This window comes from Lentzea chajnantorensis (genome assembly GCF_054300775.1).
This window is the reverse complement of sequence record NZ_JBSDZT010000002.1, coordinates 3,079,484-3,105,218: the sequence shown is the minus strand read 5'-3', so window position 1 is coordinate 3,105,218 and position 25,735 is coordinate 3,079,484. Positions and strand designations below refer to the sequence as shown.

Annotated in this window: 25 protein-coding genes; 9 read left to right on the top strand and 16 right to left on the bottom strand. The window is 71.8% G+C overall.

Going from position 1 to position 25,735, the window contains the following annotated elements; all coding sequences use genetic code 11:
* Positions 1-157: 157 nt before the first annotated feature.
* Genes ACVDFE_RS15980 through ACVDFE_RS15970 form a run of 3 tightly spaced genes read left to right on the top strand, consistent with a single transcriptional unit; the run spans position 158 to position 3,774 of the window.
* Positions 158-1,645, top strand: a complete 1,488-nt coding sequence (locus tag ACVDFE_RS15980) for a sensor histidine kinase (protein ID WP_458430902.1) — start codon at positions 158-160, stop codon at positions 1,643-1,645.
* The gene (locus ACVDFE_RS15975; RefSeq protein WP_458430901.1) at positions 1,642-3,123 is read left to right on the top strand and encodes a histidine kinase; all 1,482 of its coding nucleotides are present in this window, start codon (positions 1,642-1,644) and stop codon (positions 3,121-3,123) included. Before ACVDFE_RS15980 ends, ACVDFE_RS15975 begins: the two co-directional genes overlap by 4 nt.
* Before the next feature lie 9 nt (positions 3,124-3,132).
* Positions 3,133-3,774 (top strand): response regulator transcription factor, encoded by a 642-nt coding sequence (locus ACVDFE_RS15970; RefSeq protein ID WP_360397859.1) that lies wholly within the window; start codon positions 3,133-3,135, stop codon positions 3,772-3,774.
* A gap of 3 nt (positions 3,775-3,777) precedes the next feature.
* Here ACVDFE_RS15970 and sthA read toward each other — a convergent pair whose 3' ends face one another.
* Positions 3,778-5,193 carry a Si-specific NAD(P)(+) transhydrogenase gene (sthA, locus tag ACVDFE_RS15965; protein WP_360397857.1) on the bottom strand — a complete coding sequence of 472 codons (1,416 nt, stop codon included), beginning with the start codon at positions 5,191-5,193 and terminating at the stop codon, positions 3,778-3,780.
* A 54-nt stretch (positions 5,194-5,247) separates the two neighbouring features.
* Positions 5,248-6,264 (bottom strand): hypothetical protein, encoded by a 1,017-nt coding sequence (locus tag ACVDFE_RS15960; protein ID WP_360397856.1) that lies wholly within the window; start codon positions 6,262-6,264, stop codon positions 5,248-5,250.
* A gap of 195 nt (positions 6,265-6,459) precedes the next feature.
* On the opposite strand from ACVDFE_RS15960, the gene ACVDFE_RS15955 reads away from it, so the two are divergent.
* Both ACVDFE_RS15955 and ACVDFE_RS15950 read left to right on the top strand, forming a co-directional pair.
* Entirely contained in the window at positions 6,460-7,128 is a 669-nt protein-coding gene (locus ACVDFE_RS15955; RefSeq protein WP_458430900.1) for a DNA alkylation repair protein, read from the top strand.
* 62 nt (positions 7,129-7,190) lie between these two features.
* On the top strand, positions 7,191-7,697 hold the full coding sequence (locus ACVDFE_RS15950) for a GNAT family N-acetyltransferase (protein ID WP_458434345.1): 507 nt from the start codon (positions 7,191-7,193) through the stop codon (positions 7,695-7,697).
* Here ACVDFE_RS15950 and ACVDFE_RS15945 read toward each other — a convergent pair.
* From ACVDFE_RS15945 to pheS, 3 genes are all read right to left on the bottom strand, one after another.
* Positions 7,666-8,163, bottom strand: coding sequence for a hypothetical protein (locus tag ACVDFE_RS15945; protein WP_360397851.1), 498 nt, complete (start codon positions 8,161-8,163; stop codon positions 7,666-7,668). The genes ACVDFE_RS15950 and ACVDFE_RS15945 overlap by 32 nt on opposite strands.
* 376 nt (positions 8,164-8,539) lie before the next feature.
* Complete coding sequence (gene pheT, locus ACVDFE_RS15940) at positions 8,540-11,017, bottom strand: phenylalanine--tRNA ligase subunit beta (protein WP_458430899.1); 2,478 nt, start codon at positions 11,015-11,017, stop codon at positions 8,540-8,542.
* A gap of 5 nt (positions 11,018-11,022) precedes the next feature.
* Positions 11,023-12,090 carry a phenylalanine--tRNA ligase subunit alpha gene (pheS, locus tag ACVDFE_RS15935; RefSeq protein WP_360397847.1) on the bottom strand — a complete coding sequence of 356 codons (1,068 nt, stop codon included), beginning with the start codon at positions 12,088-12,090 and terminating at the stop codon, positions 11,023-11,025.
* A 134-nt stretch (positions 12,091-12,224) separates the two neighbouring features.
* Here pheS and ACVDFE_RS15930 point away from each other — a divergent pair, with 134 nt between their 5' ends.
* Complete coding sequence (locus tag ACVDFE_RS15930; RefSeq protein WP_458430898.1) at positions 12,225-13,973, top strand: HSP90 family protein; 1,749 nt, start codon at positions 12,225-12,227, stop codon at positions 13,971-13,973.
* A gap of 4 nt (positions 13,974-13,977) precedes the next feature.
* On the top strand, positions 13,978-16,680 hold the full coding sequence (locus tag ACVDFE_RS15925) for a tetratricopeptide repeat protein (protein ID WP_458430897.1): 2,703 nt from the start codon (positions 13,978-13,980) through the stop codon (positions 16,678-16,680).
* Positions 16,681-16,801: 121 nt separating this feature from the next.
* Here ACVDFE_RS15925 and ACVDFE_RS15920 read toward each other — a convergent pair whose 3' ends face one another.
* The 5 genes from ACVDFE_RS15920 to infC form a co-directional block, all read right to left on the bottom strand.
* The gene (locus ACVDFE_RS15920) at positions 16,802-17,752 is read right to left on the bottom strand and encodes a S41 family peptidase (protein WP_458430896.1); all 951 of its coding nucleotides are present in this window, start codon (positions 17,750-17,752) and stop codon (positions 16,802-16,804) included.
* Positions 17,753-17,805: 53 nt separating this feature from the next.
* On the bottom strand, positions 17,806-18,645 hold the full coding sequence (locus ACVDFE_RS15915) for a TrmH family RNA methyltransferase (protein ID WP_458434344.1): 840 nt from the start codon (positions 18,643-18,645) through the stop codon (positions 17,806-17,808).
* A complete protein-coding gene (rplT, locus tag ACVDFE_RS15910) occupies positions 18,642-19,031 on the bottom strand; it encodes a 50S ribosomal protein L20 (protein WP_360397839.1) in 390 nt (129 codons plus the stop codon). The genes ACVDFE_RS15915 and rplT overlap by 4 nt, the downstream gene beginning before the upstream one ends.
* Before the next feature lie 85 nt (positions 19,032-19,116).
* The gene (gene rpmI / locus ACVDFE_RS15905; RefSeq protein WP_360397837.1) at positions 19,117-19,311 is read right to left on the bottom strand and encodes a 50S ribosomal protein L35; all 195 of its coding nucleotides are present in this window, start codon (positions 19,309-19,311) and stop codon (positions 19,117-19,119) included.
* Positions 19,312-19,361: 50 nt separating this feature from the next.
* Positions 19,362-19,976 carry a translation initiation factor IF-3 gene (gene infC, locus ACVDFE_RS15900; RefSeq protein WP_360397835.1) on the bottom strand — a complete coding sequence of 205 codons (615 nt, stop codon included), beginning with the start codon at positions 19,974-19,976 and terminating at the stop codon, positions 19,362-19,364.
* 283 nt (positions 19,977-20,259) lie between these two features.
* Here infC and ACVDFE_RS15895 point away from each other — a divergent pair, with 283 nt between their 5' ends.
* A complete protein-coding gene (locus tag ACVDFE_RS15895) occupies positions 20,260-20,613 on the top strand; it encodes a DUF1844 domain-containing protein (protein WP_360397833.1) in 354 nt (117 codons plus the stop codon).
* Here ACVDFE_RS15895 and ACVDFE_RS15890 read toward each other — a convergent pair.
* The 6 genes from ACVDFE_RS15890 to ACVDFE_RS15865 all read right to left on the bottom strand — a co-directional run bounded on the left by ACVDFE_RS15890 (position 20,607) and on the right by ACVDFE_RS15865 (position 24,357).
* Positions 20,607-21,263 (bottom strand): hypothetical protein, encoded by a 657-nt coding sequence (locus tag ACVDFE_RS15890; RefSeq protein WP_458430895.1) that lies wholly within the window; start codon positions 21,261-21,263, stop codon positions 20,607-20,609. The two genes, ACVDFE_RS15895 and ACVDFE_RS15890, sit on opposite strands and share 7 nt — an antisense overlap.
* Positions 21,260-21,850 carry a hypothetical protein gene (locus tag ACVDFE_RS15885; RefSeq protein ID WP_360397829.1) on the bottom strand — a complete coding sequence of 197 codons (591 nt, stop codon included), beginning with the start codon at positions 21,848-21,850 and terminating at the stop codon, positions 21,260-21,262. The genes ACVDFE_RS15890 and ACVDFE_RS15885 overlap by 4 nt, the downstream gene beginning before the upstream one ends.
* A gap of 39 nt (positions 21,851-21,889) precedes the next feature.
* Positions 21,890-22,120 (bottom strand): hypothetical protein, encoded by a 231-nt coding sequence (locus ACVDFE_RS15880; protein ID WP_458430894.1) that lies wholly within the window; start codon positions 22,118-22,120, stop codon positions 21,890-21,892.
* Between the two features lie 131 nt (positions 22,121-22,251).
* Entirely contained in the window at positions 22,252-22,632 is a 381-nt protein-coding gene (locus ACVDFE_RS15875; protein ID WP_030474127.1) for a RidA family protein, read from the bottom strand.
* Positions 22,633-22,644: 12 nt separating this feature from the next.
* Positions 22,645-23,391, bottom strand: a complete 747-nt coding sequence (locus ACVDFE_RS15870) for an IclR family transcriptional regulator (RefSeq protein ID WP_360397823.1) — start codon at positions 23,389-23,391, stop codon at positions 22,645-22,647.
* Positions 23,392-24,357: a sugar kinase gene (locus ACVDFE_RS15865; protein ID WP_458430893.1), complete on the bottom strand. Its 966-nt coding sequence runs from the start codon at positions 24,355-24,357 to the stop codon at positions 23,392-23,394.
* 85 nt (positions 24,358-24,442) lie between these two features.
* Here ACVDFE_RS15865 and ACVDFE_RS15860 point away from each other — a divergent pair, with 85 nt between their 5' ends.
* Positions 24,443-25,735: an amino acid deaminase gene (locus ACVDFE_RS15860; RefSeq protein WP_458430892.1), complete on the top strand. Its 1,293-nt coding sequence runs from the start codon at positions 24,443-24,445 to the stop codon at positions 25,733-25,735.

Sequence of the window (25,735 nt, the reverse complement as noted above, 5' to 3'; positions counted from 1 at the left end):
GGGGAGCTTTCGTACTCTCCTGGTGCACGCGGGGTCCCCGCGTGCCCTCCTGGGGTACGCGGGGTCCCCGCGTGCCGGCAAAACGTGGCCGGGTGGCTGGGGGATTGGGGTCGGGTGGCGCTGGGCGCCACCGGGGCGGTCGGCGAGGATGATCGCCGTGAACGTGAGGCTGCGCGACGGGTTGTGGGCGGGCGGTGCCCTGCTGCTGGCGCTGATGTCGCTCATGACACCGCTCGGCCGGCCCGCCGCGCCGTGGCTGGTGGTCGCCTCCGCCGTCTGGGCCGCTGCGGTGGTGCCGGTCAGCGCGCGCCGGCCGCGGACGGCGCTGCTGCTCACCACTCCCCTGCACGCGGTCAACAACCTGCTCGCGATCGCGCCCACCTCGCTCGTGGTCTTCCGCGTGGCCAGGACGGTCCCCGCCCGGCAGCTGTGGCTGCTGGTGCCCGCGACCGCGGCGCTGCAGGCCGGGTTCGGCGGGCTGCACTCGTGGCTCAACGGCGACAACGTCACCGAGTACCTGCTCGGCACCGGGTTCTCGGTGGTGTTCCTGCTGGTCTTCCCGGCCGTGGCCGGTGCGCTCGTCGGGCGCCGCAAGCCGTTGACGCAGGTGCTGATGGAGCGCAACGACTACCTGGAGCACGCGCGCGTGCTCACCGCGAGCACCGCCAGGTCCGACACCAGGGCGCACATCGCGAGCGAGATGCACGACGTGCTCAGCCACCGGCTCCGGCAGCTGACCGCGCACGCGGGCGCACTGGAGGCCGCCGCCGCCGAGCAGGCACCGGAGCTGCGCGAGCAGGTGGAGCTGATCCGCAAGACCTCCGCGGTCGCGATGGACGAGCTGCGCGAGATCCTCGGCGTGCTCGGCACGGCCACCGAGACCGGTGAGGACCCCGGAACCCGCGCCGACGTCGAACGGCTCGTGGCGGCGTCGCAGGACGCGGGCGTCTCCGTGCACCTGCGGTGGACGGGCGACGATCTGGCCGATGCCGACGCACGGCTGCGCAGGGCCGTTCATCGGGTCGTGCGTGAAGCACTCACGAACGTGCACAAGCACGCGCCGTCAGCCCAGACCCGCGTGTCGGTGCACGTGGCCGAACGGGTGCGCGTGGAGGTGGTCAACGGCCCGAGCGGCGAACCCCGCGGTGGCGGCACCCGGCGCGGGCTCATCGGCTTGGAGGAACGGGTCACGCTCATCGGCGGGCAGTTCGACGCGGGCCGGCTCGCGGGCGGGTTCCGGGTGGCGGCCGACCTGCCGGCGCACCCGGTGGTCCAGGAGGAGACGGGCGCGACCGGTGCCGTCGCGGAAGCGCCGCCGCCGGTCACCGCCGACGTCCTCACCGTGCCGCGGGTGGTCGGCAGCAGCTGCCTCGGCGTCCTCGCCGTCGTCCCCGCCGTGGGCACGGTGCTGGTGCTGGTGGTGATCGCGGTGTTCGGCCGCGGCGAGATGACCCGGCAGGAGTTCGACGGCTACCGGGTGGCGGTCACGCACGAGGCCGAGGTGACCGAGACGCACGGCTTCGGCGTGCCCGCCGACGGTCCCGGCTGCTACCGCTACCCCGTGCGCGACGACGACGGGCACGACTTCGAGCTCTGCTTCACCCGGCAGGGCCTGCTGACGACGAAGAGGGAGCTGGCGCGGTGAGGGTCGCGTGGCCGGTGCTGGCGTTCCTCGTCGGCCTGGTGCCGCTGCTCGCACCGCTGGCGCCGGTCCCGCACCCGGCGCTGACCGTCGCGACCGCGCTGTGGGTCGCGGTGCTGGTGTGGCTCGCGCCGCTGCGGCCGGAGTGGGCGCTGCTGCTCACCGCGCCGCTGTTCGCGGTCAACAACCTGTGGGCGCAGGCCGTGACGATGTTCGTGGTCTTCGCCGCGTGCCGGCGCGTCTCCCGGTTCGGCCGGCTGTGGGCGTTGCTGGGGCTCATGACGGTGCTGCAAGGCGGGTTCAGCCTGCTGCAGGAGAGCTACCGCACCACGCCACCGGCCGAGTCGCTGCTGGCCGCGGCGGTCGGGTCGGTCTTCTTCATCTTCTTCCCCGCGGTGTCGGGGATGCTGCTCGGCCGCCGCAGGCCGATGGTCCGGCTCCTGCGGGAACGCAACGAGTACCTGGAACGAGCGCGCGCGCTCACCGCCGCGTCAGCCCGTTCCGAGGAACGCGCGCACATCGCGGGCGAGATGCACGACATGCTCGGCCACCGGCTCAGCCTGATCTCCATCCACGCCGGCGCGCTGGAGCTGACGACCGCCCGCAGGGCACCGCAGCTGCAGGAGCAGGCCGAGCTGATCCGCACCACGTCGTCGCTCGCGATGGCCGAGCTGCGCGAGATCCTCGGCGTGCTGCGGACCAACCCCGAACCCGAGTCGCTCGACGAGGACACCGGCACCAGGACCGACATCGCGAACCTGGTCGAGAACGCGGCCGCGGCGGGCGTCGCGGTGACCCTCGACTGGTCCGGCGACGACCTGCACGGCGCCGACCCGCGGACCCGGCGCGCGGTGCACCGGGTGGTCGGGGAGGCGCTGAGCAACGTCCGCAAGCACGCGCCGAAGGCCCGCACCAGGGTGCAGGTCGCCGTCCAGGGCGGACGGGCCAGGATCCAGGTCCTCAACGGACCGACCACCACCGTGCCCGGCAGGGGCACCCGGCGCGGCCTGGCCGGCCTGGAGGAACGGGTCGGGCTGCTCGGCGGCGCGTTCAGCGCGGGACCGCCGCACGAGGGCGGTTTCCGGGTGGCGGCGGACGTGCCGCTGCACCCGGCACCGCAGGCCGACCAGTTCGCCGCCGAGGTGGCGGAGGTGCCGCCGCCGCTCGCGGCCGAGGTGCTGACCGTGCCGCGGGTGCTCGGCGGCGGCTGCCTGGGGTTGCTCGCGCTGCTGCCGATCAGCGGCGCGCTGATCGTGCTGCTGGTCTTCGCGCTGTTCAACCCGACGCAGATGAACGCGCCGTACTTCGACTCGCTGCGGGTGGGCGTCACCACCGAGGAGGAGGTGTTCGACCAGTACGGGTTCGGGCAGCTCGGCGTGGACAGCTGCTCGCGCTTCCGCAGCTCGCACGACGCGGACCTGCTCTACAAGCTGTGCTTCCGCGAGGGCAGGCTGATCTCCAAGGAGCAGGAGCGCCCGTAGGGTGGGCGCGTGATCCGAGTTCTGATCGCCGACGACGAGACGCTGATGCGCGCCGGTATCCGGCTGATCCTGGAGAACGACCCGGAGATCACCGTGGTGGCCGAGGCGAGCGACGGCAGGCAGGCCGTCGAGCAGGCCCGCGCGCACCGGGTCGACGTGGCGCTGCTGGACATCCGGATGCCCGGCGGCGACGGGCTCAAGGCCGCCGAGCAGATCGCCGGGAGCACGAACGTCGTCATGCTCACGACGTTCGGCGAGGACTCCTACGTGGCGCAGGCGCTGAAGGTGGGCGCGACCGGGTTCCTGCTCAAGGACACCCCGCCGCAGGAGCTGATCACGGCCGTGCGCACGGCGGCCAGGGGCGAGCCGATCCTCGCCCCGCAGATCACGAAGCGCCTGATCGAACGGCACCTGACCGCACCGGACACCAGCGGGGAGGCGCGCCGCAAGGTCGACGCGCTCACCGGGACCGAGCGGGAGGTGCTCCGGCTCGTCGGGTCAGGGCTGTCGAACACCGAGATCGGCGAGCGGCTGTTCATGGCGACCGGCACGGTGAAGGCGCACATCAGCCGGATCCTGCCGAAGCTCGGCTGCGCCAACCGCGTGCAGGCCGCCATCGTCGCTCACGACGCCGGTCTCACAGACCGCTGAACCTCACAGACCGCTGAACCTGTCCAGCGCGCGGATCTTGTTCGTCGCGTCGAGCGCGGCGACCTTGTACGCCTCGGACAGCGTCGGGTAGTTGAACACCGTGTCGACGAGGTAGTCGACCGTGCCGCCGCAGCCCATCACGGCCTGGCCGATGTGCACGAGGTCGGTCGCGCCCGTGCCGAACACGTGCACGCCCAGGATCTTGCGGTCCGCAGTGGACACCAGCAGCTTCAGCATTCCGTAGGCGTCACCGACGATCTGGCCGCGCGCCAGCTCGCGGTAGCGGGAGATGCCGACCTCGTAGGGCACCGCGGACGACGTCAGCTCGGCTTCCGTGGCACCGCAGTAGGAGATCTCCGGGATCGTGTAGATGCCGATCGGCTGCAAGGCGGTCAGCTCGTGCACCGGCTCGCCGAACGCGTGGTAGGCGGCGAGGCGGCCCTGGTCCATCGACGTCGCGGCGAGCGCGGGGAACCCGATCACGTCACCGACGGCGTAGATGTGCTCGACGGGCGTGCGGTAGTGCTCGTCGACGGACAGCCGGCCGCGGCGGTCGGCCTCCAGGCCCGCGGCGGCGAGGTCGAGGTGTTCGGTGCAGCCCTGGCGGCCGGCGGAGTACATGACCGCGGCGGCCGGGATGCGCTTGCCCGACGCCAGCGTCGTGATCGTGCCCGACTCCGACACCGAGACGTCCACGACCTTCTCGTCGAACCGGAACGTGACGGCCAGGTCGCGCAGGTGGAACTTGAGCGACTCGACGATCTCCGGGTCGCAGAAGTCGAGCATCCGCTCGCGCTGCTCGACGACGGTGACGCGGGTGCCGAGCGCGGCGAACATCGACGCGTACTCGATGCCGATCACGCCGGCGCCGACGACGACCAGCGACGACGGGATCTCCTGCAGGGCGAAGACCTCGTCGGAGTCGAGGATCCGCTCCTCGTCGAAGTCCACGACGGACGGACGCGCGGGCGTGGTGCCGGTGGCGATGACGATGAACTCGCCGGTGATCCGCGTGTGGTCACCGCGGTGGCTGCCGTCGACGGCGACGGTGTGCTCGTCCACGAACCGGCCGAACCCGTTGAGCAGGTCGATGCCGTTGCGGTGCAGCTGCGCGCGCACGACCTGGACCTCGCGGCCGATCACGTGCTGGGTGCGGGCCATCAGGTCGGAGATCGTGATGTCCTGCTTGACCCGGTAGCTCGCGCCGTAGAGCTCGCGCTGGCTCATGCCGGTCAGGTACAGCACGGCCTCGCGCAGCGTCTTGGACGGGATGGTGCCCGTGTTCGCGCAGACGCCGCCGACCATCTCCTGCTTGTCGATGATCGCCACGCGCTTGCCCAGCTTCGCACCCGCGATCGCCGCCTTCTGGCCGCCGGGGCCGGAGCCGATGACGATCAGGTCGTAGTCGTACGACGTCATGGTCGGCAGCCTACCCAGCGCGCACCGGTTCCACGCGGGAACGACTGATCCGGTTCAGCCGGTCAGCAGCGACAACCCGCAGGCCGCTGTGCGCGCGGGCAGCCGGAGGATCAGGTCCAGCAGCCGCGCGGCTGCCCGGTACTCGGCCACGCGCTCGCCGAACGGCCGGGTCACGATCCCGCGCACCGCCTCGGGTGTCAGGCGTTCGTAGGCGGGCACCGTGTCGTGGCTGAGGAAGTCCCAGCGGGCCACCCGGTCCGCGTAGTTGAACGCGGGCAGCGGACCGCACAGCAGCGGCCGGTACTGCGCCGGGGTCCGCGCGCCCGGCACCGGCATCGGTCCCGCCACCGTCATCGCGTAGGTGACGATCTCGCCGGGCGGCAGCAGGCGGGCGCGCATCCGGTCGAACTGGTCGGGGATCACGAGGTTCTGCTCGCGGTTCGAGAACGCGAGCACCGCGCGTGCCGGGTCCGCCCAGGCCGCGGTGGTCGCCGCGTCGATGATCCCGGCGTCGCGCATCTCCTCCACGGCGGCGATGCCCCCGGCGAGGTAGGCGGCGTGCATCGCGCCGAGGTCCATGAAGATGTGCTTCTGCATCGACATCAGCATCGAGGAGAAGAACCGGAGCTCCGGCAGGGTGCCCAGGTCGAGCATGCCGGCGGCGAACGCGGGCGCGCCGATGTTCGCGAAGCCCATCCACCGCAACGTGTCCGGGTGCGCCAGGTAGAGCCGCGCGTAGAAGTCGTAGACGGCGAAGATGATCGGCCGGTTGTGCTCGGCCGGGCGCTGCGGGTCCCAGTCGGCCAGCCGCACCCCGGCGTCGTCGGCGGCGCGGACGACCCAGTACTGCCACAGCAGCGCCTGGTAGCGGGTCGGGTGCAGGCCCTTCGACCGGGCGGAGTCGAGCGCGCGCTCCAGGACGACCCGGTCGGCCGGCAGGTCGGGGTGCACGCCACCGCGCTGCTCACCGTTCCCGTTGAGCAGCGGCAGGTCCAGGAAATCCGCGGATTCCGCCTTGGTCGCGCTCATGCTGCCGAGCACGAGCGCCACCACCACCATCAGCACGCGCATGAAAGCGAACTGTAGTGCGCGCACAAGTGTTTCTTGTTCACCGTGAGGGTGTGGCCGGAGATGTTTTGCGTTTTCGTTAGCTAGGCCGGGCATTGTGCGTAGCGAAATTCAAGAAGTGTGCGCCGATCGACCGCCGGGCCTCGGGCAGTCGGGTCAACGCCCGCGCGAGCGGGACTCCGGTCGTACAGTGCCGCTGTGACTGCCGAGGACGTGTTGGTCGACGCCGTGCGGACGGGGCTGGCCGCGCTGGCCGACCCGGTTAAGGCACCGCAGATGCGGGCGTACATGAAGTCGGACATGCCGTTCCTGGGCGTGCCGAAGCCGGGTCGCACGGCGTTGCTGAGGACGTTGCCGCGAATCGACGACCGGAACGTTTGGTTCCGCGCCGTGCAGCGGTTGTGGCGGGAAGCGGAGTTTCGCGAGGAACGGTATGTCGCGCTCTCGTTGAGCGGGGACGAACGATTTCAGTCGGCCGAGCTCCTGCCGTGGTTCGACGAGATGGTCGTGACCGGTGCGTGGTGGGACCACGTCGACGAGATCGCGGCCAAGCGGATCGGCCCGCTGCTGCGCTCGGAACCCGCGGCCGTCCGGCCGGTGGTGCTCCAGTGGTCGGCCGACCCGGACCGGTGGCGGCGGCGGACGTCGGTCATCTGCCAGCTGGGCGCCAAGGCGGCCACCGACACCGAACTGCTGACGGCGTGCGTCGACGCGAACGCCGGCGACCCGGACTTCTTCCTGCGCAAGGGCATCGGCTGGGCGTTGCGCGAGTACGCGAAGACCGAGCCGGGCTGGGTGCGGGCGTTCGTGGCCGCGCGGCCGGGCCTGTCGCCGTTGTCACGACGCGAAGCCCTCAAACACCTCTAGGTTGACCGCATGAGGGGAACGCACGTCCGGCTGGAACCGCTGACGCGGCACACGCGGAGGGCCTGTTCGAGGCGACCCGCGACCCGGACCTCTGGACGTGGCTGCCGAGCCGGCCGCGGACGGTCGACGAGATGCGGCAGTGGGTCACCGACGCGGTGCTCACGCGCGAGCCGTACGCGCAGGTCGAGAACGGCACGGGCCGCGTGGTGGGCACGACGTCGTTCTACGAGGTCGTGCCGGAGCACCGCAGGCTGGTGATCGGGTACACCGTCGTCGGCACCGACCGGCACGGCACCGAGATCACCCCGGAGGCCGAGCTGCTGGTGCTGACCGAGGCCTTCGAGACGCGCCGCGCGGTGCGGGTGGCCTGGTACACCGACGCCGGGGACGTGCGGTCGCAGCGGGCGGTGGAGGAGCTCGGCGCGGAACGGGAAGGCGTGCTGCGGGGGCACATCACGCGACCGGACGGCACCTGCCGCGACACGGTCGTCCACTCCGTGCTGGCCGACGAGTGGCCGGCGGTGCGGGAGCGGCTGACTAACCGTGTTTGGCGCGGCCCGAGTAGGTGAGCGGGAAGACCAGCTCGGCGCAGACCGCGGGGACGTCCGCAGCGACCTGGACCTTCATGGTCACCTCGACCGCTCCGCCCGCCGGGATCTCCACGACGTCGGTCAGCGGCACGACGCTCAGCACACCGGCCGGGCAGCCCTCGACGCGCTGCTGCGTGGCGTCCAGCGGCTGACCGGGCACCGCGGACAGGCTCTCGACGATGATGCCGACGGCGTTCGGGTTCGACAGCCGCACCGTGCGCTGGCCCACCGCACCCGGCGTGAGCTCGACCGGTGCACCGGAGATGTCGTTGATCTCGAACGGCTTGAGCTGCTGCATCCCCGACTCGCCGCTGCTGACGGAGTACGCCATCGCCGGGACCTGCGGCTCCGGCCACGTGAGGTGCATGGCCGCCACCACGGCCGCGCCGACCATGAGGATCGTCAACGACACGGCGATCTCCAGTCGGGGACCCAAACTACGCATGGCGCAACTCTCCAGAGTTGTTGCTCCAGGCGGTGGGTTCGCCTCTAGCTCCCCACCGGACCGGCGACCAGACTCGCCCGGTGGTTCATCGCTTCGCCCCTCGGCCCAGCGGGCCGCGCCGCCAATCTTGGAGAACCTTCACGTACTGCGCAAGCGTCTGTCGGGCGCCGATCTCCCCCTGTAATGAAGGACCTTCGGCACCTTGACAGCTACCCAGGGCCACCACCTGCCGGTTTGACCCCAAATCCCGGTTCCGGGGATTCAGCCGATCGAGCGATTCTTCGGTACGGCAGTTCTTCTGGACAACGGCACTCGTCCCATGACGCGGAAAAGCCCGGGACTCCGCGGAACCCCGGGCTTCACCGCGAGTGACCGGTCAGGCGCGCAGCGATGCTCCCACGCGCTCACCGGCGGCGGCCACGGCGGCGTCGCGGGCCGCGGTCGCCTCCTCCACCGTCAACGTGCGGTCCGGCGCGCGGAAGCGCAACGAGTACGCGAGCGACTTCTTGCCCTCGCCCACCTGCTCGCCCGTGTACACGTCGAACAGCCGGATGTCCTCCAGCAGCTCGCCCGCGGACGCGCCGAGCACCTCCGACACCGACTGCACCGGCACGGACGCGGCCACGACGAGCGCCACGTCCAGCAGCACCGGCGGGTACGGCGACACGACCGGGGCCGGGCGGTGGTCGTCGAGCGGCAGTGCGTCGAGGTCGAGCTCGAACGCCACCGTGCGCTTGGGCAGGCCCAGCGCCTCGACGACCTTCGGGTGCAGCTCACCGGCGTGGCCGACGGGCCAGTCGCCGACGCGCAGCTCGGCACAGCGGCCGGGGTGCCACGGCAGCAGGTCCGACGCCACGACGCGCAGGGTCACCCCGTAGGCCTGGCCCGCGCGGCGGGCCGCCTCGACGGCGTCCGACCAGTCGGCGATGCGGCCCTTGCCCCACCAGCCGGCCAGCTCGCGGTGGCCGGTCAGCACACCGGCGACGTGCAGCGGCTGCTGCGGCAGCGCGGCCAGCATCGAGGCGACCTCGGCCTCGGTGGGCCTGCGGTCCACGCCCAGCGACGGCACCGGGACCTGCTGCGCGCGCGGCAACGTCACCTGGGCGACGTTGTAGAGCGCGACGTCCTTGGCGCCACGGGCGAGGTTGCGCTGCAACGTCTCCAGCAGGCCGGGCAGCAGCGTCGTCGCGAGGACGTTCTTGTCCGCCTCCAGCGGGTTCAGCACGCCGACGGTGTTGCGGCGGACGTCGTCCTCCGCGAGACCGAACGCGTCGAACACCGACGGGTCGATGAACGGGAACGGCTTGACCTCGACGAAACCGTCCTCGGCGAGCGTGCGCCACACGGTGCGGCGGCGGCGCTGCTGCTCGGTCAGGCCACGACCGGCGGGCGCGGGCGGCAGCACCGAGGGGATCGTGTCGTAGCCCTCCAGCCGCAGCACCTCCTCCACCAGGTCGGCGGGCTGCACGAGGTCGGCACGCCACGTCGGCGGCGTCGCCGTGACGATCGTCTGGCCGTCGTCGGAGGTGGTCACCGCGACCTGGCAGCCGATCTGGCCGAGGCGCCGTGCCGTCACACCGCGGGCGTAGCGGACGCCGGCGATGCGGTCGGGCAGGTCGATCGGCATCGACACGGGTTCGGGCAGCACGGCCGCGCCGACGTCGGTGCGGCCGGGCTTGATCGCGCCGTCGCCGTAGTGCACGAGCAGCTTCGCGGCCCGCTCCAGCGCGACCGGGGCGAGCGCGGGGTCGACCGTGCGCTCGAAGCGCTTGGCGGCCTCGGACGGCAGCTTGTGGCGGCGGACCGTGCGGGCGATGGACGCCGGGTCCCAGTTCGCGGCCTCCAGCAGGATGTCCGAGGAGCTGTCGCGGACCTCGGTCGACGCGCCGCCCATGACACCGGCCAGTGACACGACCCCGGAGTCGTCGGCGATGACGATGTCGTCGACGTCCAGCGCACGCACCGCGTCGTCCAGGGTCGTGAGCTTCTCGCCCGCGACCGCCCGGCGCACGGTCAGCGCGCCCTGGACCGCTGCCGCGTCGAACGCGTGCAGCGGCTGGCCCAGTTCGAGCATCACGTAGTTCGTGACGTCGACCGGCAGCGAGATGGAGCGCATGCCGGCGAGCATCAGGCGGCGGCGCATCCACCACGGCGTGGGCGCGGTCGGGTCGACACCGGTCACCCGGCGTGCGACGAAGCGCGAGCAGCCGGCGCGGTCTTCGAGGTGGACCGGCCAGGCCTCACCCTCCGGTTCCGGGACCTCGACGACACCGGGGTCGCCGAACGGCACGTCGAGCGCGCAGGCGATCTCGCGGGCCAGGCCGCGCACCGAGAACGCGTAGCCGCGGTCGGGTGTCGGCGAGACCTCGATGACGCTGTCGTTCAGGCCGAGCAGCTCCATCGCGTCGTCACCGGGCGTCGCGGTGCCCGAGGGCAGCACGAGGATGCCGGAGTGGTCGTCGCCGATGCCGAGCTCGTCCGCGGCGCAGATCATGCCCTCGGACGTGCGGCCGTACGTCTTGCGCGCCGAGATCGTGAAGCCGCCGGGCAGCACGGCACCGGGCAGCGCGACGACGACCGAGTCGCCCTCGACGAAGTTCGAGGCACCGCAGATGATGTTGTTGACCTGCTCGGGGCCGACCTCGACCTTGCAGTAGCGGATCGGCTTCTTGAACTCGGTGAGCTCCTCGATCTCGACGACGCGACCGGCGACGATCGGGCCGGTGACGGGACCGAGCGGGCTCACCTCCTCGACCTCGATGCCGATGCGCACGAACGCCTCGGCGAGCTCGTCAGGGGTGGGGATCTCGTCGAAACCGAGGTGTTCGACCAGCCAGCTGACCGGGATGCGCATCCGGCTCAGGCCTCCGTTCCGAAAGGCTGGGTGAAGCGGACGTCGCCCTCGACCATGTCGCGCATGTCGGGCAGGCCGTTGCGGAACTGCAGCGTCCGCTCCAGGCCCATGCCGAACGCGAAGCCGGAGTAGACGTCCGGGTCGACGCCGCAGGCGCGCAGCACGTTGGGGTTGACCATGCCGCAGCCGCCCCACTCGACCCAGCCTGCGCCGCCCTTGCGCTCCGGGAACCACACGTCGACCTCGGCCGACGGCTCGGTGAAGGGGAAGAACGACGGGCGCAGCCGGGTGCGGGAGTCCTCGCCGAACATGGCGCGGGCGAACGCGTCGAGCGTGCCCTTGAGGTGGCCCATGGTGAGGCCCTTGTCCACGGCGAGGCCCTCGACCTGGTGGAACACCGGGGTGTGGGTCGCGTCGAGCTCGTCGGTGCGGAACGTGCGGCCGGGGCACACCACGTACACCGGCGGCTCGCGGTCGAGCAGCGTGCGGGCCTGCACCGGCGAGGTGTGCGTGCGCAGCACCAGCGCGGAGTCGGCCGGCGCGACGTAGAAGGTGTCCTGCATCGACCGCGCCGGGTGGTCCTTGCCGAAGTTCAGCGCGTCGAAGTTGAACCACTCGGTCTCGAGCTCGGGGCCCTCGGCGACCTCGTAGCCCATGGCCACGAAGACGTCACCGATGCGCTCGGCGAGCGTGGTGATCGGGTGGCGCGCGCCGCGCGGGAAGCGGTCCCAGGGCAGCGTGACGTCGACGGTCTCCTCGCGCAGCACCCGCTCGTCGCGCTCGACGGCGAGCACCGCGTGGCGCTCGTCGAAGGCGACCTTGATCGCGGACTGCGCCTCGTTCACCCGCTTGCCGGCGTCGGCCTTGGCCTTGGGCGGCAGCGCCCCGATCTCACGGCGGGCCAGCAGCACGGGCGACCGGTCGCCGAGGTGGCCGGGCTTGACCGCGGCCAGCGCCTCCAGGTCGGCTGCCCCGGCGAACGCCTCGCGCGCCTTCTGCACGGCGGCGTCGAGGTGCTCGGCCGACAGCGCCGCGACCTGCTTGGGGTCGTACGGGTCGTTGGCTCCGGACATGGTTGTAGGACAGCTCCCGTCACGGACTCGGTAATCAACTCCCCGATCCTAGTGGGTGCCCACTTGACCGCCCCGGGCCGTTCCACATAAATGGCGGCGCCGGCGTGGATCGCGTCCTTAGGATGGGCGGCATCATGTCGCACACCTTCCGCGTCGACCTGCGCGGCATCATCGACCTGCTCAGCCACCACCTGTACAGCAGCCCGCGCGTCTACGTCCGCGAGCTGCTGCAGAACGCCGTCGACGCGATCACGGCACGGCGCGAGCTCGACCCGTCCTGCCCGGCCGAGGTCTCGATCACCTGCGGCCCCGAGCTGACGATCACCGACAGCGGTGTGGGCCTCACCGAGGACGAGGTGCACGGGCTGCTGTCGACGCTCGGCCGCACCTCGAAGCGCGACGACCTGGGCTTCGCCCGCGAGGGGTTCCTCGGGCAGTTCGGCGTCGGCATGCTGTCGTGCTTCCTGGTCGCCTCCTCGGTGACGGTGATCACGCGCTCGGCCCGCGGTGGTGCGGCCGTGCGGTGGCAGGCGGACTCCTCCGGCAACTACTCCGTGTCCGCCGTGGACGGTGAGGTGGCCGTCGGGACGACGGTGGTGCTGCGGGCGTCGCGCGGCAACGAGCACTGGCTGGAAGCCGACGTCGTGCGGCCGCTGGTGAGCGACTACGGCGATCTGCTGCCCGCGGTCGTCACGGTGGACGGCGAGGTCGTGACGCGCGGGCTGCGGCCGTGGGACGACGAGGACGCGGACCTGTCCGCCTACTGCGAGCAGGTGCTGGGGTTCACGCCGTTCGAGGCGATCCCGATCGAGGTCGAGGCGGCCGGGCTGACCGGTGTCGCGTTCGTGCTGCCCTCAGGCGTGCACCCCGGGACGCGCCAGACGCACCGGGTGTACCTGAAGCGGATGCTGGTCGGCGACAACGTCGAGGGCCTGTTGCCGGACTGGGCGTACTTCGTGCGGTGCGTGGTCGACGCGTCCGCGATCCGCCCGACGGCGTCGCGCGAGTCGCTGTACCAGGACGAGATGCTGCTGGCGGTGCGCGAGGAGCTGGGCGAGCAGATCCGCGACTGGCTGATCCGGCTGGACGCGATCGAGCCGCGCCGCGCGGGTGAGCTGCTGGCCGCGCACCACCTGGGCATCAAGTCGCTGGCCCGGTCCGACGACGAGATGCTGCGGCTGGTGGAGCGGTGGCTGCCGTTCGAGACCACGGACGGTGCGATCCCGTTGCGGCAGTTCAGGCGCAAGCACGGCGCGATCCTCTACATCCCCGAGGTCGACGAGTTCCACCAGCTCGCCCCGGTCGCGGCGGCGCAGGGGCTCGGGCTGGTCAACGCCGGCTACGCCTACGACATGGAGCTGCTGAACCGGCTGAGCGCGCTCGACGGTCCCGCCGTCGCGCGGCGGGTCGCCCCGAGCGAGCTGCTGGCGGCACTGGCCGATCCGGAACCCGACGTCGAGGCCGCGTTGAAGCTGCGGCTCGCGGAGGGCGCGGCGGCGCTGGACCGGCACGACTGCGACGCCGTGGTCCGCGACTTCGACCCGGTCTCGCTGCCCGCGCTGCTGATCAGCAACGCCGAGCAGCAGCGCAGGCTCGACACCGAGCAGACCGCCGCCGACGCCGACCCGCTGTGGGCGGAGCTGCTGGGGCAGCTGACCGCGGACACCGGTTCCGGCCGGCCGGAGCAGCTGGTGCTGAACTGCCGCAACCCGCTGGTGCAGCGGCTCGCGCGGCTGACCGACCCGTCGCTCGTGGAGCTGACGCTCGAATCTCTGTACGTGCACGCCGTCCTGCAGGCGCGGCGGGCCATGCGACCGAAGGACACGGCGGCGCTGAACCGCTCGTTCCTGGAACTGCTCGACCGCGCCGTTGGGGGTAAGTGATCACATGGCCGACTTCACCGAGGAGGACGCGGAGAACGCGTTCCTGGAGGCCTACAACATGCCCACGGGCATGCCGAAGCACGAGGCGCTGGAACGGGTGGCGCGGATGTCCGACGCGCTCGGCCACCTGCCGCTCGGGGTGTCGTGCCGGATCGCGATGATCGACTCGGCCTACTACCTGTCGCGCTACGACCTGATGCTGGCGCCGTTCGCGTGGTGCCTGGGCGCGGAGGAGAAGGACCCGGAGGCGTTCAACGACTACGAGCGCCACTCGCTCGACTGGTCCCACAAGTGGATCTCCACCGGCCTGCGCCGCGACCCGCGGTTCTCGCTGGAGCAGCTGCAGGCCGTCATCGGGCAGCTCGCCGACCGCTACGGCCGGCTCGGGTACTCGGTGCAGCCGGTGCACGGCGCCCGCGCGGAGTACGCCTACCACGTCGGTGACCTGGACGGCGTGCGCGAGCACCTCGGCAGGTACCTGGCCACGGAGTCCGGCCCGATGGCCGACTGCGACGCGTGCGTGGTCGAGGAGCAGGTGTGGATGCTGGCGCGGCTCGGCCGGCACTCCGAGGCCGCCGGCCACGGCTGGGAGGGCCTGTCCGGCAACACCGGGTGCGCCACGCAGCCGCAGGGCATCCTGAGCGCGCTGCTGTGGCCGTTGCTGGAGATCGGCGACCTGGAGAAGGCCGCGCACGCGCACACCACCGCGTACCGGTTGATCAAGGACGACGAGATCACCTCGTACGTGCACGAGCACATCCGGTTCTGCGCGCTGACCGGCAACCTCGACCGCGGCGAGGAGATCCTGCGCCGGTCGCTGCACAAGGTGACCGCGACGCAGCTGCCGGCCGACGAGATGTCGTTCGCCGAGTGCGCCTCCGTGCTGCTGAAGCGGCTCCCGGCCGACGTCGGGTTCGACGTGCCGTCGGTGGGCACGCTGACCGCGGCCCAGCTGCTCGACCGGTTGTCGGCGCGGGCCGTCGAGCTCGCGAAGGCGTTCGACGAGCGCAACGGCACCCCGGCGTGGACCGAGCGCGTGACGAAGGCGCTGGAGCAGGCCGACTACCCGCACGTGCCGCTGGCGGTCCCGGTGGCCGCGGCGCCGGCGCCGGCGGAGGAGCCGGTCGTCTTCGGCGACCCCGTCGACATCGCCACGCGGATGGTCGAGCTGTACGAGAGCGGTGACTTCGTGCAGGCGCGGCGGATGCTCGACTCGCTGCCCGCCGACATGGACGCGCTGCTGCCGCCGGACCTGGCCGCGCACGCCGGAATCCGCCGGATCACGAGCGGCCTGGCGCCGTTCGAGCAGGAGCACTTCGAGGCGCTGCTGGCGGCACTGCCCGCGGACATGGCGCTGCGCTACCGGGCCAGGATGGCCGTCAAGCTGGAGAACGGCCGGGAGCTCGCGCAGCGGTGCCTGGCCGAGGCCACCACCGACTACACGCGCACGATCGCCGCGCTGTCGCTGGCCGAGCTCCTCGACGAGGAGCACCAGCACGACCAGGCCGGCGAGATGATGGCACTCGCGTCCTCCTTGGACGTTCCGGAGCTGCGCGGCCGGGTGCTCGTGCAGGCCGCCGAGCACAAGGCCCGGCAGCAGGACCTCGACGGCGCGTACGCCGACGTCGTGGCCGCGCTGGCCGGTGACCTGCCGCCGAACGCCCGCTTCGAGGGCCTGCGGATGCGGCTGCGGCTCGAGACCCTGCAGCAGCGCGTGCCGGAGGCGCTGGCGACCGCGGCGGCGTTCGTGTCGTCGTTCCCGCTGCCGGAGTCGGCTGAGGCGCGCTGGTACCAGGTGGCCGCGATCCAGGAGCTCGACCAGGAGGGTGCCTGCCTGGCGGAGCTGCGGGAGGCCGTGGCGGTCTCGCGCGTGCACCTCTCCCCCGGCCACACCGCGCACTTCTGCTTCGCGCTGAGCGGCGGCTACGTGCAGACGAACCGGTTCGTCGAGGCCGCCGAGGTGCTGGAGGAGGCGCTGCGGCTGGTGCAGGAGGGCCAGGAGGACCTGCGCCTGCAGATCGTGTTCCGGCTCGGCCAGGTCTGCCGCACGCTCGACGAGCTGCCCGACGCCGTGAAGCACCTGCGGGAGGCCGCCGCCCTGCTGCCCGCCGAGGAGGTCGGCCGCCGCGCGTTCCTGCTCGACGCGCTCGCCTCGGTGCTGCACCGGACCGACGAGCACGAGGAGGCGACGGCGACCTACCGCGCCGCCGCCGAGCTGTGGCAGTCGGAGGGCAACGTCTCCGAGGCCGTCGGTTCGCTGATCGAGCTGGCCTCCGCCCTGCCCGGTGAGGCGGTGCGGGAGACCCGCTCGGCCCTCGACGACGCCGAAGCCCTGCTGCCGTCGCTGGACGACCTCACCGAGGTCACCCGGCGGCAGGCGGAGATCGCGGCGATCAGGGCGTTCCTGCACTCGCAGGCCGGTGAGTACGCGCTGGCGATCAAGTACAACCGCGAGGCGGAGGCGCTGGCGACCTCGTTGTCGGAGGACGGCTGGCGGACGTTCCTGGTCGTGCGCTCGGCACGGGTGCTGCTGGAGGCGGGCGACCCCGAGGGCTCCGAGTCCGAGGCCCGCCGCGCCGCAACCCTGCTCCCCGACGACTCACTGGTCGGCGAGGTGCTCTCGGCGTTGTCGGACGCCCTGAGCGCCCAGCAGAAAACCCCCGGCACCGACCCCCTGGTCCGCGCCCTGACCGCCCGCCTCTCCTGACCGCCACGCGGGGCCCTTTCGTTCCCCTGAGGGAAACGAAGGACTCCCGCGTGACATCAGAAGCGGGTGCACGCGGGGAGCTTTCGTTCACCAGGAGAGCACGAAAGGGCCCCGCGTGCGGTCACATCGAGGTGAGGGCGGCGGTCGCGGCCTCGTGGATGGCGCGGCGCGGGCCGTCGGAGCCCAGGGTCAGGACGTGGGTCAGGGCCTCGCGGTACGCGACGTCGAACGCCTCGGCGGCGGGCACCTCGACGTGCGGCACGACACCGACGCCCTCCCAGTTGGTGCCGGACACCGGGTTGATGGCACGGCCGTTCGGGATGGACGACTTGAGGTGCGGGCCGACGCGGTAGCGGTCGCCGGGGTGCGCCCCGCCCTTCGTGGTCTCGCCGACGAGGGTGGCGCGCTCGTTCTGCCGCAGGTTGTAGCTCAGCTCCTCGGCACCGGAGAACGTGCGGCCGCTCGTCAGCACGTACACCGGCTTGGTGCCGCCGAACTTCGGGCCCGGCACGTGCGGCAACGTCCAGAACTGCTGCGTCGTGTCGGCGGGCCGGTTGTAGATGTCGTTGAGGTGCACCGGCTCGTCGAACAGGTAGCTGCAGATCAACGCGACCGTGTGCGGGTCACCGCCGCCGTTGGCGCGCAGGTCGATGATCAGCGCGTCGGTGTGGGCGAGCAGCGTCATGGCCGCGGTGACGGCCGGGGTGGCGATCTCGGCGTCGTGCAGCAGGCGCAGGGCCAGCAGGCCGACGTTGCCGGCGAGCCGTTCGACGCGGGTGATGCCGAACGCGTCCAGCTCGGCCTCCCGCCGGTACGCCACCGGGTCCCACGCCGACCCCTGGTCGGACTCGGACACCTCGTCGTGGCTGTGCAGGAGCCGCAGGTGCTTGTCGCCGTTGACCTTCTGCAGGTCCTCGGTCACGAGCGCGGCGAACCGCTCGTCGTCCACGCCGGCGTACGCGCCCTCGGCGAGCCGGCCGCGCAGGACCGCGGCGATCTCGACCGCCGTGTCCGGGAAGACGTAGTAGGCGGTGAGCTGGGAGCAGAGGAGTTCGATCTCGGGTTCGCGCACCGGCACACGATACGAAAAACGCGACTGCGCGCCAGCGGTTTTCCGCGGCCTGATCAGCTGCGCTGGTCGCGGGCGGAGGCGTAGAGGCAGACCGCGGCGGCCGTCGCCAGGTTGAGGCTCTCGGCGGCCCCGTACAGCGGCACCTTCAGCGCGGTGTCGAGGGAGGTGACTACGTCGTCGGGCAGCCCGTGCGCCTCGCTGCCGAACACCCACGCGGTGGGCCGGTTCAGCTCGCCCTTGGCGGAGGCCTCGACCAGGTCCTGCTCCGCGTACCCGTCGGCGGCCACCAGGGTGAGACCGGCCGCGCGGCAGGCCGCGAAGACCTCACCGGCGTCGCGGGACCGGGCTATGGGCAGGTGGAACAGCGAGCCCGTGGAGGCGCGCACGCACTTGCCGTTGTGCGGGTCGACCGCATCGCCCGCGAAGATCACCGCGTCGGCTCCCGCCGCGTCGGCCACGCGGGTGACGGTGCCGGCGTTGCCCGGGTCGGACACGCCGTACAGCACCGCGACGAGCCGCGGAGAACCGGACAGCGCCCGGTCGAGCGGCTGCGGGACCGCGTCGCACACGGCGACGAGACCCTGCGGTGTCACGGTCTCGGACAGCGACGCGGCGGCCTTGTCCGTCACCTCGCTGATCCGGATGCCCGCGTCGGCAGCGGTGCGGAGCAGCTCGGGGTTGCGGTCGGCGGCGGTCGCGGTGACGAAGAGCTCGTGGACCTCGCCCTGGCGCCAGGCGAGTGCTTCCCGCACGGCCTGGGCGCCCTCGACGAGGAACCGGCCTGCCTTGTCACGGCCCTGGCGGCGGGTCAGGTGGCGAGCAGCAACGACCCGAGGCGTCCGTTCGGTGAACGGAGCTGCCTCGGGTCGTTGACCGGGTGCGTGGTGGCTCAGGCCTTGTCCTCGGCCGGGGCGTTCACGTCGGCCGGGAGCGCGCCACGGGCGATCTCGACGAGGGCGGCGAACGCGGTCGCGTCGGTGACGGCGAGGTCGGCCAGGATCTTGCGGTCGACCTCGACACCGCCCAGGCGCAGGCCCTGGATGAGGCGGTTGTAGGTCATCCCGTTCGCGCGGGCAGCGGCGTTGATGCGCTGGATCCACAGCTTGCGGAAGTCGCCCTTGCGCGCACGGCGGTCGCGGTACGCGTAGTTGAGCGAGTGGAGCACCTGCTCCTTGGCCTTGCGGTACAGCCTCGAACGCTGACCGCGGTAGCCGCTGGCCAGCTCGAGGGTGGTACGGCGCTTCTTCTGGGCGTTCACAGCCCGCTTGACGCGTGCCACGGGTCCATCCTGTCGATCTCATGGGGGCGGTGCTCACCAGAGCCTGGTGCTGCCGCCCCGAAATTAGCTAGGGGGTCGAAGCAGGTCAGAGACCGAGCAGCTTCTTCATGCGGGGGGCGTCGGCCGGGGAGACCACGGTCGTGCCGGCCATGCGACGCGTCTCACGGCTGGACTTGACCTCCAGGCGGTGGCGCTTGCCCGTCTTCTCGCGGACGACCTTCCCGCTGCCGGTCACCCGGACTCGCTTCGCGGTGCCCTTGTGCGTCTTGTTCTTCGGCATTTCCGTCCTCGTCTCGTGCTACCCACCGGGTCGGGGGCGGCCATGCGTCCTTATTCGGTGGCCTCGGCGGCTTCGTCGGCTTCGACGACGCCGTCCTGCTCCTGCTTGACCGGACGCGGCTTGATGTTCTTGTGCGGCGCCAACACCATGATCATGTTGCGGCCGTCCTGCTTGGGGTTCGACTCGACGAAGCCCAGCTCCGCGACGTCCTCCGCCAGCTTCTGCAACAACCGGTAGCCGAGCTCGGGGCGCGACTGCTCGCGACCGCGGAACATGATGGTCACCTTGACCTTGTTCCCGTGCGAGAGGAAGCGGGCCACGTGGCCCTTCTTCGTCTGGTAGTCGTGCGGGTCGATCTTCGGCCGGAGCTTCTGCTCCTTGATGACCGTCAGCTGCTGGTTCCGACGGGACTCGCGCGCCTTCTGCGCGGTCTCGTACTTGAACTTGCCGTAGTCCATCAGCTTGCAGACCGGCGGGCGAGCCTGAGCGGCGACCTCGACGAGGTCGAGATCCGCTTCCTGCGCGAGTCGGAGCGCGTCCTCGATGCGAACGATCCCGACCTGCTCACCATTCGGCCCGACCAGACGAACTTCCGGCACCCGAATGCGGTCGTTGATGCGCGGCTCGGTGCTGACGGGTGCACCGCGGTTCGAGGGACTTGTCATTCACGTCCTTTGAGACTCGTTTGCGCCAAAAACAAGAGCCCCGTCGTCGATGACGACAGGGCCCGCTTCCGACCGATCACAGACCTGGCGGAGGGCACCCGTGCGCCCTGCTGCCAGGAGGACCGGACCCGGCCACCTCAACAAGCGGTGATCGCGGGTGGGAGCGGGGCTCCACTTGCCGCTCCCGCACGAGCGGGAGCTGGTCGCGTCGGAAATAGTAGCAGACGCGGTTGTCAACCCCCGAATCGAGGCCGGGTGGGGTCCGCTTGCTTGAATGGGCGGCGTGACCGATCCGCTTGAAGGCACCCTTGAAGACGACGTCCGCGACCTGGGCGACGTCCCCAGCATCGAGGTCATCAGCCGTGCGGCCGTGATGCTGCTGTCCGCCGCCGCGGAGCGCCTCGGCCTCGCGGACCCGGACCCGGACAGCTCGCCGCGCCGCGACCTCGACGAGGCCCGCCGCCTGATCACGGCGCTGGCCGGCCTGGTGACCGCCTCGTCGGAGTACCTCGGCCCGCACGCCGCACCGCTGAAGGACGGTCTCCAGTCGGTGCAGCGCGCGTTCCGCGAGGCCTCCGTCGTGCCCGACGAGCCGGGTCAGGGCCCCGGCGAGAAGTTCACCGGTCCCGTCTACTGATCCGCCCGCACCACCACGGGCTCCCACGGCTGGGCGCTCACCGAGAACACCGGTGACGCCCGCTGGCCGGTGGCGGCGCGGAACGCGACGCTGGCGCCGTTGGGCAGCGGGCCGATCTCGACCTGCTCGCCCGGCGGTTCGTCGCCCACCGACAGCCCGAGCACCCGCGAGCCCGGCACGACCGAGACGGTGACCTGGTCGAGCACCGGCGGCCCGCCCACGTAGCTGAGGTGGAACTCGTCCGGTGCGCCCGGCGTGATCTCGAACGAGGGCATGCCGCGCCGCCGCCGTTCGGCCGAGACGCTCTCGGCGACCTCCTCGACCCGCTCGATCGCGAACTGCCCCGCCCGCTGCGCCTCGTCGGCCAGCATCCGCGCGGCACCGGCGGCGTCCTGAGCGCTCACCGCCGCGCCGCGGGCCTCGTCGACGCCCCTGCGCGCGTCCTCGGCCGCCTTGCGCGACTCCTCGACCGCCGTCTTGGCCTGCAACGCGCTCGAGGTGGCCTGCTCGACGGCCTTGCGGGCCGCCGCGGCCTCCTCCTGCGCCTTGCGCGCCGCCTCCTGCGCGTTCTTCGCCTCCCGCGCCTGCCACAGCGCCACCGCCACCGAGCACAGCGACACCACGGCGGCGATCACCGCGATCGCGGTCATGCCCGCACCCCCAGCGAGGCGAGCTCGCGCCGGGCCAGCTCGTCGATCACGTCGGTGTCGCCGGTGCGCCACGCCACCGCGGGATCTCCGCCGAACTTCGCGAGCTGCCGCGGCGAGAGGCTGGTGAGCGCCCTCAGCGCCAGCAGGTCCGGCTTGTCGCGCAGCCGCGCGACCCCGGCGGCCCTGCGCGCGTACCGCAGCCGGACCGGCAACCACGTGATCAGCAGGAACAGCACCGGGACGACGACCAGCGCCGCGGCGAGCCAGAACGCGGAGTCCTGCACCACGCCGATCTGCGCGTTGCCCGCGTCGGTCAGGGTCTCGCCGGCCTTGGTGCCGTTGCCCAGCGCCCCGGACAGGTCTTCCCCGACGAAGGGGACGCCCCTGGCCTTGCCGGCGGCGTTGGTGAAGACGTCGCGGATGCTGACGCCCGCGCTGACCAGCCCGTCGCCCGGCGCCCGCAGCTCGAGCACCCAGTCGTGGACCGTGGTGGCCACCCAGATCCAGAGCGCCACCCACCCGACGGCGAGGAGGTCTGCCACCACCTGACGCGTGAGCCTGACCGGTCTGTCCGCGTACCACTTCATGGGGCGGATGCTGCCACGTGACCAATCCGGCGTCGATGATCACTCCGCCGCAGAGCAGCGAACAGCGCCTGCTCGGGTCGCTCCAACAGGCGTTGACCAGCGCCACCGCCTCGTCGTGCGGCAGGTCGTCGGCTCGGTGCTCAACAACATCAGCTGCTGATCGGAGCCCACGAAGTCCTCGGCCTCACGCCGATGCGCCCAGAACGTCACGTGCGTGGTCACCGGCACGACGTCGTCGTACGGCTCGGAGATCGAGAACAACGCCGTCACCGGTCGTTCGGCCTGGCGCAGGCACTCGCGGGCGAAGGGCGCACCTCCCGGCCGGGAGGTGCGCCCCCAGGAAACCGCAGTAGCCGGTGTCCGGCGCGCTGTGCGGGCGAAAAAGCCCGCCGAGCGGGTCGTCAGTCCACGACGGCCAGTGCGTCGATCTCCACCAGCAACCCGGCCGGCAGTCCCACGTACACGGTGGTCCGCGCCGGGGCCGGGTCGGTGACGAACTCGCCGTAGACCTCGTTCAGCTCCGCGAAGTGCGCGGTGTCGGTGAGGTACACGCGGATCATCACGACGTCGTCGATGGACGCGCCACCGGCGGCGAGCACGGCGTTGAGGTTCGCGAACGTCTGGCGGGTCTGCTCGGCGACGGTGGTGCCGACGATCTCACCGGAGGACGGGTCGAACGCGACCTGGCCTGCCACCTGCAGGATGTTGCCCTTGCGCACACCCTGCGAGAAGCGGGCCACCGGCTGCGGCGCGTCGGCAGTCTTGATCTCAACCTTGGACAACGGAAAATCCCCTTACCTCGGAACGTGACCGCATTCGACGGAAGCGGCCTCTGCGGTGGCGAGCAGTTCTGGCAGGTGCGCGAGCAGCCCGTCGAAGTCGAGCAGCACCTTGGGCACGGACATCGAGACGGCCGCGATCACCTCGCCGCGGGCACCGCGGATGGGTGCGGCGATGCAGTGGATGAAGTCCTCGTGCTCGGCGTTGTCGACGGCGTACCCGTTGGCGCGCACGCGGTCCAGCTCGGCGAGGTAGCCGGCGCGACCGGTGATGGTGTTCGCGGTCAGGCGCGGGAACTCCATGGTCGCCAGCACCTTCTGCAGCGCGGCGGGCGGGAGGCCGGACAGCAGGATCTTGGCCACGGCGGTGCAGTGCAGCGGGGCGCGGCGGCCGATGCGGGAGTACATGCGCATCGGGTGCGAGGACTCGTACTTGTCGATGTAGATGACCTCACCGTCCTCATAGGACGCGAGGTGGAGGGTGTAGCCGAGCTTGGAGTTCAGCTCGCGCAACGCGGGTTCGGCGGCGCGGCGCACGTCGCGTTCCTCCAGGGCGCGGTGGGCGAGGTCGAACAGCGCCGTGCCGAGCCGGTAGTGGTGCACGCCGTCGCGCTGGACGAACCGGTGCGTCTCCAGGGTGCGCAGCAGGCGCAGCGTCGTGGACTTGTGCACGCCGATCACGCCGGACAGCTCGTCCAGCGTCTTCGGGCCGGTCGCGAGCTGGCCCACCAGCGTGAGCGCGCGGTCGAGGCTCTGGCTCATCTACCCCTCCAGGCGGGCGGCGGCCCAGGTCTGCGGATCGGCGTGCAGCAGGCGTGCTGTCACGTCGCCGGGCAAAGGATCGCCGACGTCCTCCGCGGTCAGCAAAGCGGAGGCCGCCTGCAGGTGTCCCGCCCGCAGCCGCACCGAGGGCGGCTCGCCGGCCAGGGTCGCCGCGAGGAACCCCGCCGCGAACGCGTCACCGGCGCCCACGGGTTCCACGACCCGCACCTCCAGCGCCGGTTCGAACCACGAACCCGAGTCCTCCAGCAGCGTCGCGCCGTCCGCGCCCTGCTTCACGACCAGCGATTTCGGGCCGGGCAGCAACGCGCGCAGCCGCGCGGGGTCGCCGGTCCCCCACACCAGCTCGGCCTCGTCGGCGCCGACCAGCACGACGTCGGCCAGGTCGGCGAGCTCGCGCAGCACCCGCGGGTCGCGGTCGGTCCACAGCGCCGGCCGCCAGTTCAGGTCGAACGAGATCCGGAACCCGTGCCGCGGCCTGCGCAGCAGCTCCCGCAGCAGGGCGAGGCAGGAGTCGGACAACGCGGCCGTGATCCCGCTGAGGTGCACGAGCGCGACCTCGTCCAGGCCGAGCCGGTCGATCATCTCCGGGCCCATGCCGGAGGCCGCCGACCCGCGCCGGTAGTAGCGCACCGGGCTGCCGTGCGGTGAGGCCTCCTTCACGTACAGGCCGGTCGGCCGCGCCGGGTCGACCCGCACCCCGGAGACGTCCACGCCGAACCCGCCGACGGTGTCGAGCACGGCACGGCCGAACGAGTCGTCGCCGACCGCGCTCACCCACGACGAGGACACGCCCAGGCGCGACAGGTGGCAGGCGACGTTGGACTCGGCACCGCCGATGGCGCGGTGCCAGGTGCGCACCAGGTGCACGGGACCGGGTTCAGCCGGAACCATCATCACCATGGTCTCGCCGAGACACACGACACCGCCAACGTGTTCGAACCGCATGCGTGCTCCAGAGGTGTTCGTTGACGGCGGCGCACCCGAATGCTACACACTCCAGCATCACATCGCGCAATGGGAGTTGCAAAATATGCAACAACTGACGGAGATGAACCTCTCCGCGGTCGCCGGCATCCGGTCCGAACGCGTCGACTGGCGGTTCAAGGGCCTGCCGTCGAGCGTCTTCGGCTCGACGATCGGCGAGGTCGCGGACCGCCGCCTCGACCTGTTCGCCGACGAGTTCGTCGGCCCGCTGGTCGTGCTCAACGCGGACGCGTTGGAGCACAACCTGACGACGATGGCGACGTGGTGCGACAACCACGGCGTCAAGCTCGCGCCGCACGGCAAGACGACGATGGCGCCGCAGCTGTTCCAGCGGCAGATCGAGCACGGCGTCTGGGGCCTGACCGCGGCCAACGCGTCGCAGGCACGCGTCTACCGGGCGTTCGGCGTGCAACGCGTCCTGCTCGCCAACCAGCTGCTCGACCCGGCCGGCCTGCGCTGGCTGGTCGCCGAGCAGGACGCGGACCCGCGGTTCGAGTTCAGCTGCTGGGTCGACTCCGAGGCCGGTGTCGCGCTGATGAGCGAGACGCTGCAGGAGCTCCAGCCGGGACGCCCGGTGGACGTGCTGGTCGAGCTGGGCGCACCCGGTGGCCGCACCGGCGCGCGGGACGTGGAGACCGCGCTGGCCGTGGCCCGCGCGGCCGCCCAGAGCCCGGTGCTGCGCCTGGTCGGAGCGGGCGGCTACGAGGGCGCCCTGGCGCACGACGCGTCCGAGTCGTCGCAGTCCGTCGTGGACCGCTACCTCGCCGACCTGCGCGGGCTCGTGGTCCAGCTCGCCGACGCCGGTCTGTTCGACGAGCTCGACGAGGTGGTCGTCACCGCCGGCGGCAGCGCGTACTTCGACCAGGTCGCGGCCACGCTGACGCAGCCGTGGCCGATGCCGGTCACCCCGGTGCTGCGCAGCGGCGCGTACATCACGCACGACGACGGCTTCTACCGCGGCATCTCGCCGTTCGCGCGGATCGACGGCGTGGAGCCGTTCCGGCCGGCGCTCAAGGCGTGGGCCCAGGTGACCTCACGGCCCCAGCGCGACCTGGCGCTGCTCACGATCGGCAAGCGCGACGCGTCGTTCGACGAGGGCCTGCCGGAGCCGCAGCTGCTGCGCCGCCGCGACGGCGCGGTCGCCCCGTTGACCCAGGCCGAGGTGACCGCGCTGAACGACCAGCACGCGTTCCTGAAGCTCGGTCCCGAGGCCACGGTCCGGGTCGGCGACTGGGTCGGGCTGGGCCTGTCGCACCCCTGCACGGTGTTCGACAAGTGGCAGCTGATCCCGGTCGTGCAGGGCACGACCGTGGTCGACCTGATCCGCACCTACTTCTAG

What these genes read in the sequence shown, in the direction of transcription:
- sthA (WP_360397857.1), bottom strand. Translation starts at nt 5,193, where the DNA reads ATGACGTCGTACGACTACGACCTGATCGTCATCGGCTCCGGCCCCGGC.
- ACVDFE_RS15870 (WP_360397823.1), bottom strand. Translation starts at nt 23,391, where the DNA reads ATGAGCCAGAGCCTCGACCGCGCGCTCACGCTGGTGGGCCAGCTCGCG.
- rpmI (WP_360397837.1), bottom strand. Translation starts at nt 19,311, where the DNA reads ATGCCGAAGAACAAGACGCACAAGGGCACCGCGAAGCGAGTCCGGGTG.
- ACVDFE_RS15860 (WP_458430892.1), top strand. Translation starts at nt 24,443, where the DNA reads ATGCAACAACTGACGGAGATGAACCTCTCCGCGGTCGCCGGCATCCGG.
- pheT (WP_458430899.1), bottom strand. Translation starts at nt 11,017, where the DNA reads ATGCGCATCCCGGTCAGCTGGCTGGTCGAACACCTCGGTTTCGACGAG.
- ACVDFE_RS15865 (WP_458430893.1), bottom strand. Translation starts at nt 24,357, where the DNA reads ATGCGGTTCGAACACGTTGGCGGTGTCGTGTGTCTCGGCGAGACCATG.
- ACVDFE_RS15930 (WP_458430898.1), top strand. Translation starts at nt 12,225, where the DNA reads ATGTCGCACACCTTCCGCGTCGACCTGCGCGGCATCATCGACCTGCTC.
- pheS (WP_360397847.1), bottom strand. Translation starts at nt 12,090, where the DNA reads ATGTCCGGAGCCAACGACCCGTACGACCCCAAGCAGGTCGCGGCGCTG.
- ACVDFE_RS15890 (WP_458430895.1), bottom strand. Translation starts at nt 21,263, where the DNA reads ATGACCGCGATCGCGGTGATCGCCGCCGTGGTGTCGCTGTGCTCGGTG.
- ACVDFE_RS15960 (WP_360397856.1), bottom strand. Translation starts at nt 6,264, where the DNA reads ATGCGCGTGCTGATGGTGGTGGTGGCGCTCGTGCTCGGCAGCATGAGC.
- ACVDFE_RS15945 (WP_360397851.1), bottom strand. Translation starts at nt 8,163, where the DNA reads ATGCGTAGTTTGGGTCCCCGACTGGAGATCGCCGTGTCGTTGACGATC.
- ACVDFE_RS15925 (WP_458430897.1), top strand. Translation starts at nt 13,978, where the DNA reads ATGGCCGACTTCACCGAGGAGGACGCGGAGAACGCGTTCCTGGAGGCC.
- infC (WP_360397835.1), bottom strand. Translation starts at nt 19,976, where the DNA reads ATGACAAGTCCCTCGAACCGCGGTGCACCCGTCAGCACCGAGCCGCGC.
- ACVDFE_RS15885 (WP_360397829.1), bottom strand. Translation starts at nt 21,850, where the DNA reads ATGAAGTGGTACGCGGACAGACCGGTCAGGCTCACGCGTCAGGTGGTG.